The following is a 12615-nucleotide window of genomic DNA, read 5'->3' as shown; positions in this document are numbered from 1 at the left end:
TTTTGTAAAAAAAATGGGTTGCCAAAATTTGGCAACCCATTTTTTTTTATTGAATCTTACGCGTTAATAATTGGTTCTATATTCATATACTTACCAATATTTTTCTTTTTAACGCTAGGTACATAGGGTATTTCACCTAATTTAGGTGCAGGAATTTTTTCTTCCAGCATACGGATAATATCCGCATAGTTCTCCGTTCCAGGATTAATGCGATTTGCAGCCCAACCAATAATTTCCAAGCCATCATTCTGAATCGCTTCTACACTCAGCATGGCATGGCTCAAGCACCCAAGTTTAATGCCGACCACCAATACAACAGGAAGCTTTTCCTGCTTTACCCATGTCGATAAACATTCGGTGTCTGAGATAGGGACACGCCAACCACCCGCACCTTCTACTAGTACCACATCAGCGACACTCTTATGTGTTGCTAATTTTTCGCTTAATAGCGCGGGTTCTATCTGCACATTATCGAACCTAGCGGCTATATGTGGTGATGTCGCGCTCACGAGTGCATACGGATTGGCGTCACCATAAGCAATATCGATCGTTGCCGCTTCTTGCAAATGAAGTGCGTCAGAGTTTCTAAGCCCTTGCTCTGTTTCTTTGCAACCCGCGGCGACAGGTTTATAACCGATGGTTGATAAACCTTTCTCGGCAAGTGCTTGTAATATTGCTTTTGACACAACAGTTTTACCAACTTCAGTATCTGTTCCGGCAATAAAAAATGCATTAATCATAAAAAATTGTTCCTAAACACACTTGATAAGTTGCGGGTAGCAACTCATTGTCATTTTTAAATCTTTGGTACTCGGTCTCAACACGAGACAAGGTGCTTTTTTTGGTCAACCCAGGAGAACGTGCTCCAACATGAGTTGCACCAATGCCCTTTAGGTCCCGCATTAACTTAAATGCTGATGCGTACCAAAGCTGAATTGTTTGTAAGTCTAGATGATGGTTTTGTGATCCAGCTTGCGCTAACGCAATTTTTATCTGTTTCTCACTTAGAAACTGATTCACGTGTTGATATGAATCAATTTCCGCCCACGCATTTCTCAACTCAATTAACGATCCCTGCATTAATGTAGAGAAAAGAACCTTGCCACCTTTTTTTGTTACTCTTTGTAATTCTCTAAGTGGAATAGATAAATCGTCACACCATTGAAGAGCCAAACTTGAAAAAACAATATCGAAATGGTGGTTGTCAAATGGCAATGCTTCTGCATCCGCTTGTCGATATTCAAGCACTTTACTATTACAACGAGTCTTGGCTTGGATGAGCATTTCTTTCGAAAGATCCGCTGCAGTAACCTCCGCTCCTCGGTTAGAGAGAAGCTCGGAAAAATACCCCGTTCCACAGCCAATGTCTAACACCTTCAATCCCGACAAATCTTGCGGCAAGTATTTCAACAGTTCGTTGCCGACATCTCTCTGAAATTGTGCATGTTGGTCATAGCCATGGGCAGCCTTGCTAAATGCCTCTGCAATAGCCATTTTACGAGCCGAATTATTAGGTACGGAACATTCCACTAGTATTAACCTTTATTATTTTTTTCTGAAAACTGGATAATGCTATTCGCCAAATCTGTTACTTGTTTCGTTGTGTGATTAGCCGTGAGCGTAATTCTAATTCTACTACTCTCTTTAGGCACCGTTGGGGGGCGAATTGCTGTCACCCAATTGCCCTCTTTTTTGAGACTATCTGCTAGCGCCATTGTCTTAGCAACATCACCACAAATAAAAGGTTTGATGGGCGTTTTTGTCTCTACGAAGCCAGAAGTACCGGACAAAACCGCATTATACGTATCGTAGAGATTCAATAACTTATCTCTACGCCAATGCTGGTTTTGTAACATCGCAGTTGCGTGAGTGAGGGCATGAGCTTGACTCGGCGGTATCGCCGTGGAGTAAACGTGATGTCTTGCAAACTGTGTTAGGTAATCACCCAATGCGGAACTGCAGAGAACCGCAGCACCTGAAAGCCCAAAGGCTTTACCAAATGTCACAACCAAAACTTGAGGTTCAATATTCGCTTCGTTGCTGCTTCCCGCGCCATTCTCGCCGAGGACTCCTACTCCATGGGCATCGTCGACCATTAACCAGTTCCCGTGACGACTTGTCAACTCCGCTATTTCACTTAACGGTGCTAAGTCTCCGTCCATGCTAAATACGCCTTCAGTCACCACAAGGCTTTGCTTTTTGGTAGAGAGTACTTCATCAAGATGGTTCACATCGTTATGTTTAAATCGCTTCATCGACGCCGGACTAAGCATACCCGCCTCCATAAGTGAGGCGTGGTTTAGCTTATCTTGAATCAATAAGTCTTGCTTTTCTAACAATGAAAAAAGCACCGCTTGATTCGCACTAAAACCTGAACTGAACAAAATTGCCCTTTCAAAACCAAGCCAAGTACAGAGCGTTTCCTCAAGCCTTTTATGTGCCGTTGAAAAACCAGTAACTAACGGCGATGCACCACTGCCTACACCATACTTGTCGATGCCCTCTTGCCACGCTTTAGACAATTCGTTTGAACTAGCCAACCCCATATAATCGTTACTCGAAAAGTTGGTATAGCACATGCTTCCAAGACGAAAATTAGGTTGATTACCGCCCTCAATTACCGTTATTTTACGGTCTAAAGCGGCGGTTCTCCTTCCCTCTAAGGCAGCATCAATTCGACGACTAAACACGATATTTAAATGCTCGCATCATAAAAAAGATCGTCTTTTGTCGGCCGTGCTGCGACTCGCTCTACAACCTGATCGAGTAGCTCACTTTCTTGAATTTGATCCGGCTTTTGACTTACCTCAACGCTATTGATACCCAGCTTATTGAAAAGCTGCATATCACTATCTTCATCCGGGTTTGGTGTTGTCAATAATTTACATCCGTAGAAGACTGAATTTGCTCCAGCCATAAAGCATAGCGCCTGCATCTGTTCATTCATGCTTTCGCGCCCGGCAGAAAGTCTCACAGCTGATTCTGGCATCATGATCCGTGCAACAGCAATAAGACGTATAAAGTCGAAAGGCTCTACGTCCTCTGCGTCTTCTAACGGCGTACCCTGAACTTTCACTAACATGTTAATTGGCACGCTTTCAGGATGGACTGGCAGATTGGCAAGTTCAGCGAACAAGCTCGCCCGATCGTTCACGCTCTCACCCAGACCGATGATGCCACCCGAACAAATCTTCATACCAGAGTCACGAACGTGAGATAGAGTATCTAATCGATCTTGGTAGGTACGAGTGGTAATGATGTTTCCGTAATATTCAGGAGAAGTATCTAGATTATGGTTGTAATAGTCTAGCCCTGCGTGTGCCAAATCGACGGCTTGATCTGGTGTTAGCATACCCAACGTCATGCACGTTTCTAAACCCATTTCCTTAACACCTTTCACCATATCTTTTAGATATGGCATATCACGCTCTTTGGGGTTTTTCCACGCCGCTCCCATGCAAAATCGTGTCGAGCCGGAGTCTTTTGCTTTTTGCGCCGCGTCTAAAACGCTCTGCACTTCCATTAAGCGCTCACGGTCTACATCGGTACGGTAATGGGCGCTCTGAGGGCAGTATTTACAATCTTCCGGACAAGCACCCGTTTTGATGGAGAGAAGAGTACTGACCTGTACATAATTATGTTGCTGATGTTGACGATGAACCAGTTGTGCTTCGAACAACAGGTCCATAAAAGGCTTTTCTAGTAATGCACGAACTTCTTCAATTTCCCAATTATGACGAATTTCCACGTGATGCTTCCTTTAATTATTTTTTTAATACTTGGCTAGTCTACTGATTCGCTTTAAACTGTCAACATAACTAAATGAATCAAGTTTACACTTGCCTAAAAAACAACCAATAAGAAGCATTATGGATTTAGAATTTGATCGGCAACATATTTGGCACCCTTACACCTCTACAATTAATCCATTAACTTGCTACCCCGTGACAGGCGCAGAAGGGGTTGAAATTATGTTAGAAACAGGAGAAATACTTGTTGATGGCATGTCCTCTTGGTGGTCAGCTATACATGGCTATAACCACCCCCATTTAAACGAAGCGGCACATAAACAAATAGACAGCGTTTCTCACATTATGTTTGGCGGGATAACCCACCAACCCGCAATTAGTCTATGCAAAAAATTAGTACAATTAACACCTAGCAAACTTCAGCATGTATTTCTTGCCGATTCGGGGTCTGTTGCGGTTGAAGTCAGCCTGAAGATGGCGATGCAATATTGGCACGCAAAAGGCAAAGCAAAATCTACGTTCCTCACTCTACGCGATGGTTACCATGGTGATACCTTTGCCGCCATGTCTGTTACCGATCCTGACAATTCTATGCATAGCCTATACAAAGGTTTTCTCCCTGATCATCTATTTGCTGATTCTCCAAAGATTGGATACTGGCAGGAGTGGGACGACTCGGATATTAACGACTTTAAGAAAAAGATAACGGAACACCACAATCAGATCGCGGCGGTCATACTGGAACCGATTGTCCAAGGTGCTGGAGGAATGCGTATTTATCATCCAGAATTCCTTAGGCAAGTACGTTCACTATGTGATGAATTCAATGTTCTTCTCATTCTCGACGAAATAGCAACTGGATTTGGCCGAACAGGTAAGCTATTCGCCTGCGAGCATGCTGATATTCAACCCGATATCTTGTGCGTAGGTAAAGCGATAACTGGCGGGTATATGACCTTGTCCGCGACGTTAACCACTAAAGTTGTCGCAGATACTGTATGTGGAGGTGACGCTGGTTGCTTTATGCACGGTCCTACTTTTATGGGCAACCCATTGGCTTGTGCGGTTGCTAATGCAAGTATGGAGCTCATTGAAACGGGTGACTGGCAAAGACAAACCGCCATGATCGAATCTCTTTTTGCTAAGAAATTACCAGAATTAACCCGCTATGAATTGGTACAAGACACGCGTTGGCTGGGTGCAATCGGAGTAATCGAAACAAAGAAAGCGGTCAATATGGAAGTGATTCAGAAATTTTTTGTTGATAACGGTGTTTGGATACGGCCATTTGGCAAGTTGATATATATTATGCCCCCGTATGTCAGTTCGACAGAGCATGTAAGTAAGCTAATCGATGTGATTGAAGAAGCATTGCAAAACGAAGCCTGTTTTATGTAAGAATTTTAAGCGACTCCATACCTAATCAAGACATCGCTGTACGCTTAACCACTGCGTTTCTGGAAAAATAACGGATCAGAAATATGGGGCGTAGTGAAACATAGATCAAAAAAGCCGACATCTGGATGTCGGCTTTCACTTAACTATCTGGCGACTTTAGATTAACCGATATAAGTTAATCCATTCATGTACTTACGCAATACTTCTGGAATTTCTATTCTTCCATCAGCTTGCTGATTGTTTTCTAATATCGCAACCATAGTACGACCAACAGCCAAACCAGAGCCATTTAGTGTATGGACAAGCTCCGGCTTCTTTTCACCCTTACGGCGGAAACGCGCTTGCATACGGCGCGCCTGGAAATCCCACATGTTAGAACATGAAGAGATTTCACGGTAGGTTTCTTGAGCAGGAACCCACACTTCTAAATCGTAGGTTTTGCGAGCACCAAAGCCCATATCACCAGTACAAAGTATGACTTTACGATAAGGGAGTGCTAACAGTTGAAGCACTTTTTCAGCATGACCGGTTAGTTCTTCTAATGCATCCATCGAATCTTCCGGTTTAGTAATCTGCACAAGCTCGACTTTATCGAACTGGTGCATACGAATAAGACCACGAGTATCACGACCATAAGAGCCAGCTTCTGATCGGAAGCAAGGTGTATGAGCCGTCATTTTAAGCGGTAGATCAGCTTCGTCAGAAATAGTATCACGCACCATATTGGTCACTGGAACTTCTGCCGTTGGGATAAGGCACATACCCTGACCTTCTTCCGTCGCAGGTTTAGTATGGAATAGATCCTCGCCAAATTTTGGAAGCTGCCCAGTACCGTAGAGGCTATCGTGGTTCACTAAGTATGGGACATACATTTCTGTATAACCGTGTTGTTCAGTATGAAGATCGAGCATGAACTGGGCAATTGAGCGATGTAGACGCGCAAACTGGCCTTTCATGACGATAAAACGAGCCCCAGAAATCTTTACTGCACTTTGAAAATCTAAGCCGTCACCCATTTCACCAAGGTCAACGTGATCTCTCAGTTGAAAGTCGTAAGATTTAGGTTCACCCCAACGAGCCACTTCTACATTCTCATTTTCATCTTTGCCTGATGGAACAGCATCGTCAGGTAAATTAGGTACAGATAGTGTGATTTCTTCTAGTTGGACTTGTAACTCTGCAAGAGCATTTTTCGCTTGATCGAGTTCGCTACCAAGATTGCCGACTTCTGCAAGAATTCGTGCCGCTTCATCATGGTCGCCTTTTGCTTTTGCTTGACCAATGGACTTCGAACGAGAATTACGTAGCGCCTGTAGTTCTTCAGTTTTCACTTGAAGGGATTTACGTTGTTCTTCAAGTTCACGTATTTTATCTACATCAAGAATAAATCCTCGACGGGCTAGTTTTTCAGCTGTGTCATTCAGCTCTGTTCGAAGTAATTTAGAATCCAGCATTGCTAATCCTATGCTTTAAGTTGTGAAAAAACGCGTTGTTCATTGACTTCAACATCAACACCAACGCGTTATAGAATAATTAATCGAGTAAAGATATCCAAAAAGCACTACTTTTCATAGCGCTTTTGCAGGCTTTTTTCATCTAATGAGGAAAGATAATCCAACTTATCGCCAATTTTTGTTTCTAAGCCGCGATTTGTCGGAAAATAATAGCGCGTTTCTTCCATTTCTTCTGGAAAATAATTCTCTCCGGCAGCATAAGCATTAGGTTCATCATGAGCATATCGGTACTCTGCTCCGTAACCCATATCTTTCATTAAACTGGTGGGAGCGTTACGTAAGTGGTGAGGTACTTCATATTCAGGTTGATTATGCGCGTCCGACAATGCCTGCTTCCACGCAGAATAGACCGCATTACTTTTAGGTGCACAGGCCAAATACACGACAGCTTGGGCAATGGCTCTTTCTCCCTCGGCGGGACCTATTCTGGTAAAACAATCCCAAGCTGAAACCGCAACCTGCATCGCCCTCGGATCGGCATTGCCAATATCTTCAGATGCGATAGCCAACAATCTTCTTACGATATAGAGTGGATCACAACCCGCAGCCATCATACGCGCGGACCAATAAAGTGCGGCATCTGGGTTAGACCCTCGTATCGATTTATGCACGGCAGAAATAAGGTCATACCAAATATCGCCTTTATTATCGAAACGAGACACCTTCTCTCCAGCGACTTCCGCCAGTAACGGCAACGTAATTTGCTTGATGCCCGCATCATCTTCTTCCGCCATGTCATAAAGCAGCTCAAGATAATTAAGTGCCATTCGAGCATCACCATTAACCAATTCGGCTAATCGATCTGAAACATTATCGGTAAAATTCGCTTCAATTTGACCTAAACCGCGTTCTTTATCTTTCGCAGCTTGATCGATAACAGAAAGGATATCTTCTTGATTTAAAGAGGTGAGTTTATAAACTCTCGCTCTGGATAACAGGGCGTTATTAAGTTCGAAAGATGGGTTCTCTGTGGTAGCACCAATAAAGGTAATGGTGCCATCTTCAATATGTGGTAAAAAAGCATCCTGCTGACTTTTATTGAATCGATGGACTTCATCAACAAACAAAATAGTTCGGTGCCCTACAAGTTTATTTTCTCGTGCTTTTTCAATAGCAGCACGAATATCTTTTACACCGGAGGTAACCGCTGAGACACGCTCAACTTCAGCGTTGGCATAGTTCGCGGCAACTTCTGCTAACGTTGTTTTACCAGTACCCGGTGGACCCCATAAAATCATGGAATGTATATGACCCGCTTCCAATGCTCTACGTAACGGTTTGCCTTCCCCTAGAACATGTTTCTGACCAATATACTGTTCCACGGTCATAGGGCGCATTCGCGCAGCTAGCGGACGAAAGTCTTCATCGGCTGCAAAATCTAGATTGTAATTACTCAATTTGACGCCCTATACCACAAATATTATTCGTTACGGTGAATGCCATTCGCTGCTGTGGATATCGATAGTTACTCTGGATATCAATAATTACAGCGGATATCAAAAGTCCCTGTGGAAGCGATCAATTTCTTTGGTCATCCACTTCAACACCATCAGGGATAGCGAAGGTGAATCGTTCCTTATTTGGAACCTCATCGCTGTAACTATTGAAAACAAACTGACCTTCTTGACCATCTTGTTCGATGACAGTAAATCCCTTAATTATACCCGTACTATCCACATCAACTTGAAATTGACCTTGATTAGAGTCAATGGCTGTCGGGATTAAAGTAAATCTATCCCCTTGCTGAGAAACCAAATAATTCTCCCAGTCACTTGATCTATTCCGAGTAAGCAGCACAAATGGGGTTTGTGATGTCGCTTGCTCTTGCCAATAGATACTCACCTGTTCTACAAACGGGCTGTAGTACCAAAGTGTTTTACCATCAGATACCAGCACGTTTTCGTCTGGCATGACCGTTGTCCAACGAAAAAGGCTTGGACGTGCAATCTCTACTTTCCCTTCTCCTTCCATCACGACTTCATTGTCAGGACTAATGACCGTTTGAGTAAAGGAAGCACTGAAACCGTCGGTTTTAGACAGTCGTTCGCTTAGTTCGTCCTTAGGCGATACGGCTGCGGTCGCAGTAAAACTAAAAAGAAACAAAAGAGTTAAAATTTTATTCATTTATAAACCTAGTGTTGTTGGTAACTGTACCAATTATTTAAAGTAATCAAATTACGTCATCCCACGAAATCAGCATCATCTCCACGAAAGTGGAAATCTAAACTCACTCAGATTCCGGTTTTCACGGGAATGACGACGGAATTTGGTACTCACCGAACAACATCACGTTATCTTAAACAATTCGCATTGAGATGATGTTTGATAAGTATACTGACTCCCTTACGAGAGGTTAGTTCCTATTCTTTAATTGGCGCTGGTGCTAACACTTCTCGATTACCATTGTGTCCGGGAGAGCTAACGATACCTTGCGCCTCAAGTTGTTCGATAATTCGAGCCGCTCGGTTGTACCCAATTTTAAATCTACGCTGGACACCCGAAACAGAACCACGACGGCTTTGAACTACGTGCTCAACAACCTGATCAAATAAAGGGTCAACATCCTCATCGCTGTCCATATTCTCGCCGGGAAGTAAGGTATCTGCCGTCTGCTGGCCATTAACAATCTCGTCGATGTAGTTTGGTTGTCCACGCGCCTTCCAATCGTTTACTACAGCGTGGACATCATCATCTGAAGCGAATGCACCATGTACACGAGTTGTGTGACTAGAGCCCGGAGGTAAGTAAAGCATGTCACCCATGCCGAGCAGTGACTCTGCACCACCTTGATCGAGAATGGTTCTTGAATCTGTCTTGGTTGATACGGTGAAAGCAACACGAGTTGGTATGTTTGCTTTGATAAGGCCCGTAATTACATCCACAGATGGACGTTGAGTCGCGAGAATTAAGTGGACACCGGCCGCACGAGCTTTCTGTGCCAAACGAGCTATCAATTCTTCCACTTTTTTACCCACGACCATAATTAAGTCGGCAAACTCATCCACCACCACTACAATATATGGCAGTTTTTCAAGCAGTGGCGCCACTTGATCCATACTGTCACCGGCTTTCCATAGCGGGTCATGAATTGGGTGTCCTGCGTCGGCAGCCATCTTCAGTTTTTCATTAAAGCCTTTTATATTACGTACACCCAAAGCGGACATCAGTTTATATCGACGTTCCATTTCACCAACACACCAACGCAATGCATTGGCAGCATCTTTCATGTCAGTCACTACTTCTGAAAGAAGATGAGGAATACCTTCATATATAGAAAGCTCCAGCATTTTAGGATCGATCATGATAAAACGAAGGTCTTCTGGCTTAGCCTTGTAAAGCATACTTAGAATCATGACGTTCACGCCAACTGATTTACCAGAGCCCGTAGTACCCGCGACAAGTACATGAGGCATTTTAGCGATATCAGCGATGACAGCTTCGCCAGCGATATCCTGTCCCATTACGACGGTTGTTGGTGACGTAGATTCTTGGAAAATTTTGCTGTTTACAACATCCGAAAAATACACCGTCTGACGGGTAATATTTGGTAATTCTAATCCCACATAGGGTTTACCCGGAATAACCTCGACGACCCTTACGGCCATCGCAGAGAGCGAACGAGCCAGATCCATAGAAAGGCTAGAAATTCGACTCACTTTTACCCCTGGAGCCAAATCCAGTTCAAAGCGCGTGATAACCGGGCCAGGGAAAATATCAACCACTCTTGCTTTGATTTTGTAATCATCTAGTTTTGATTCAACTAGTCGCGCAATCTCTTCGAGCGCCGCTCTATCTATGTGATTCTCACGTTTCTCAGGATGATAAAGTAACTCTAATGTAGGTAAAGGCGCGGTTGGTACAGGCAGATTGGCTTGTTTTTGAACCAAGAAAGGGTTTTGCTCTGCTGCCATATTCTGTTGCGCTTCTGAAACCAGATCTTGGAACGCTTTCACGTCTTCGTCACCTTGTTCTTCTTCAACTACATTGCCTTGAATATCCGTTCGAGTTTCTACAACGATTTTACTTTCTTCAGCACTCGTTGTTTGTATCGGTTCTTGTTCGTTGTTGTCATCGATTTCTGACACCGCGGAAACACGGCTCTTTTCAACGAACTCATCATCGATAAGATGGTCAAGCGCTTCTCTTGATATCGACGGTTCGGTTTTCTCTGTCTCATTCACGAAGTGATCAATATCTGATTTCGTTCTCTCCATTCTAAGAGGTGTCGTTTCGTCATCTCTTAGATTGATATTTTGAGTCACTATAGGCATATCATTATGCTGCTGTGCATCCTGTTCTAACTCTTCAATAGTCGAATACAGTTGCTGCGAGCGTTCTACGTCTGAAGCTTCTTCATTTGTACGAGATGCTTCTTGGTTTTCTTTAGGAATATGGATGTTATATCGACGTTGTTGATTATCTTGCTCATTATCGGATTCAAGACGGTGCTCGAATGGCGTCTCGACAGCGAGTTCTTTCTCACTCGTCGTGTCTTCTATTTGGTCATTATTGACAGATTGCAGTGTCTCTTTTGGCGAACCACGAAGTGTATTTAGAGCCCATGTCAACGCACCTATAAAACGCGAACCTAACCACTCTACAATTGATAACCAAGATATGCCGGTCAGTAATGTAAGACCCGCGCCCCACAAAAACAAGAATACAATGGTGGTGCCAAGAAGGTTTAGTATTGGTAGTGACAAGCTTGTCAGCACATCGCCAATGACACCACCCGATGAGAAGTACCAAATATCATCAAAGTTTGTATCGGCTAACCCACAGCTCGTCAGGATAACGAGACTAAGGCCAAGAATTCTTGTTCCCCAGAGCATCAAATCAATTGAATCGTCATCCTCCCGTTTTCTGAAAAAGCCCCACGTAAATGCCGCGATTACGATAGGCACACAATATGCCAATGAGCCAAATGCAAAAAACAAAGTATCGGCTATCCATGCACCCAACATACCGGAGGCATTATTGACTTCACCACCCCACGAGGTTTGAGACCATGACGGATCGGCTGGACTGAAGCTATAGAGGGAAATAGCGAGAAATATAGCAATGAGAGAACCAAGGATAAAACAGCATTCTCTAAGACGCTGAAAACCACTTAGGCGACGTTGGTCGCTTTCATCCCCGGTTTTGATAATAGTTTGTACTTTGTTTTTTTGCTCTTTGAACATAGAAGCTTACTAACTTTATAAAACAACCCGAGCGGCCAGTGCCGCTCGAATAATAAGTGATTAGATCTCAATAACTAAATTTAATCATATCACCAATAAAAACCCAACCTGTAGAAAGCCTTAATTTGAACCTTGTCCAGACTTAGAACTTTCTACTATCGCAGTTATCGTGTTTGAATGACCAACTGGTTCGATTGTTTAACTTCTTCCATCACAACGTAGGTACGAGTGTCATTCACACCAGGCAATCGCAACAGCGTATCCCCGAGTAGTTTACGATATGCACTCATATCGGATACACGCGTTTTAAGAAGATAATCGAAATCACCAGATACGAGATGACATTCTTGGATATCATCTAACTTTTGTACCGCTGTATTAAACTGTTCAAATACATCTGGTGCACCACGGTTCAATGTAATCTCTACAAAGACGAGTAAAGACGCATCTAAATATTGTGGATTTAGTAATGCGGTATAACCAATTATATACCCTTGTCGTTCCAATCGACGAACACGCTCCAAGCACGGTGTAGGTGAAAGACCTACTCGCTTAGACAGTTCTACATTCGATATACGACCATCCTTTTGCAATTCATTTAGTATATTGCGATCAATGCGATCTAGTTCCTTGGACGGCTTTTTGTAGTTGTCTGCCATTTTTTATTCCACCTTTTAACTTCCCTGCAAAAAAATATACTACAACTTAGTAATATACAGAATCAAATATTGCTTTATACACTTTATACTAGAGGTATATTTGGGATTTTAA

Annotated in this window: 10 protein-coding genes; 1 reads left to right on the top strand and 9 read right to left on the bottom strand. The window is 43.2% G+C overall.

The window, feature by feature from the left end:
* Window positions 1-56: 56 nt before the first annotated feature.
* The 4 genes from bioD to bioB are packed head-to-tail and all read right to left on the bottom strand — an operon-like array spanning window position 57 to window position 3748.
* On the bottom strand, window positions 57-740 hold the full coding sequence (gene bioD, locus L3V77_RS05725) for a dethiobiotin synthase (protein ID WP_275136140.1): 684 nt from the start codon (window positions 738-740) through the stop codon (window positions 57-59).
* Window positions 733-1494, bottom strand: a complete 762-nt coding sequence (gene bioC / locus L3V77_RS05720) for a malonyl-ACP O-methyltransferase BioC (RefSeq protein ID WP_275136701.1) — start codon at window positions 1492-1494, stop codon at window positions 733-735. Before bioC ends, bioD begins: the two co-directional genes overlap by 8 nt.
* Window positions 1495-1535: 41 nt before the next feature.
* Complete coding sequence (gene bioF, locus L3V77_RS05715) at window positions 1536-2690, bottom strand: 8-amino-7-oxononanoate synthase (protein ID WP_275136139.1); 1155 nt, start codon at window positions 2688-2690, stop codon at window positions 1536-1538.
* Window positions 2691-2695: 5 nt separating this feature from the next.
* Window positions 2696-3748 (bottom strand): biotin synthase BioB, encoded by a 1053-nt coding sequence (bioB, locus tag L3V77_RS05710; protein ID WP_275136138.1) that lies wholly within the window; start codon window positions 3746-3748, stop codon window positions 2696-2698.
* A 121-nt stretch (window positions 3749-3869) separates the two neighbouring features.
* Between bioB and bioA the strand changes: the two genes are divergently transcribed.
* Entirely contained in the window at window positions 3870-5147 is a 1278-nt protein-coding gene (gene bioA / locus L3V77_RS05705; protein WP_275136137.1) for an adenosylmethionine--8-amino-7-oxononanoate transaminase, read from the top strand.
* A gap of 161 nt (window positions 5148-5308) precedes the next feature.
* Here bioA and serS read toward each other — a convergent pair whose 3' ends face one another.
* The 5 genes from serS to lrp form a co-directional block, all read right to left on the bottom strand.
* The gene (gene serS / locus L3V77_RS05700; protein WP_275136136.1) at window positions 5309-6601 is read right to left on the bottom strand and encodes a serine--tRNA ligase; all 1293 of its coding nucleotides are present in this window, start codon (window positions 6599-6601) and stop codon (window positions 5309-5311) included.
* A 107-nt stretch (window positions 6602-6708) separates the two neighbouring features.
* Window positions 6709-8058: a replication-associated recombination protein A gene (locus L3V77_RS05695; protein WP_275136135.1), complete on the bottom strand. Its 1350-nt coding sequence runs from the start codon at window positions 8056-8058 to the stop codon at window positions 6709-6711.
* Between the two features lie 121 nt (window positions 8059-8179).
* Window positions 8180-8785: an outer membrane lipoprotein chaperone LolA gene (gene lolA, locus L3V77_RS05690; protein ID WP_275136134.1), complete on the bottom strand. Its 606-nt coding sequence runs from the start codon at window positions 8783-8785 to the stop codon at window positions 8180-8182.
* A 236-nt stretch (window positions 8786-9021) separates the two neighbouring features.
* Window positions 9022-11844, bottom strand: coding sequence for a DNA translocase FtsK 4TM domain-containing protein (locus L3V77_RS05685; protein WP_275136133.1), 2823 nt, complete (start codon window positions 11842-11844; stop codon window positions 9022-9024).
* A gap of 164 nt (window positions 11845-12008) precedes the next feature.
* The gene (gene lrp / locus L3V77_RS05680) at window positions 12009-12503 is read right to left on the bottom strand and encodes a leucine-responsive transcriptional regulator Lrp (RefSeq protein ID WP_195702799.1); all 495 of its coding nucleotides are present in this window, start codon (window positions 12501-12503) and stop codon (window positions 12009-12011) included.
* Between the last annotated feature and the right edge of the window lie 112 nt (window positions 12504-12615).

Origin of the sequence: Vibrio sp. DW001, from assembly GCF_029016285.1 — a bacterium.
In the GTDB taxonomy this organism is placed as follows: Bacteria; Pseudomonadota; Gammaproteobacteria; order Enterobacterales; family Vibrionaceae; genus Vibrio.
Note: the sequence above shows the minus strand (reverse complement) of the source record. Positions and strands in the feature narration are given on the sequence as shown.

What these genes read in the sequence shown, in the direction of transcription:
- bioD (WP_275136140.1), bottom strand. Translation starts at nt 740, where the DNA reads ATGATTAATGCATTTTTTATTGCCGGAACAGATACTGAAGTTGGTAAA.
- bioC (WP_275136701.1), bottom strand. Translation starts at nt 1,494, where the DNA reads ATGGCTATTGCAGAGGCATTTAGCAAGGCTGCCCATGGCTATGACCAA.
- bioA (WP_275136137.1), top strand. Translation starts at nt 3,870, where the DNA reads ATGGATTTAGAATTTGATCGGCAACATATTTGGCACCCTTACACCTCT.
- serS (WP_275136136.1), bottom strand. Translation starts at nt 6,601, where the DNA reads ATGCTGGATTCTAAATTACTTCGAACAGAGCTGAATGACACAGCTGAA.
- lolA (WP_275136134.1), bottom strand. Translation starts at nt 8,785, where the DNA reads ATGAATAAAATTTTAACTCTTTTGTTTCTTTTTAGTTTTACTGCGACC.
- L3V77_RS05685 (WP_275136133.1), bottom strand. Translation starts at nt 11,844, where the DNA reads ATGTTCAAAGAGCAAAAAAACAAAGTACAAACTATTATCAAAACCGGG.
- lrp (WP_195702799.1), bottom strand. Translation starts at nt 12,503, where the DNA reads ATGGCAGACAACTACAAAAAGCCGTCCAAGGAACTAGATCGCATTGAT.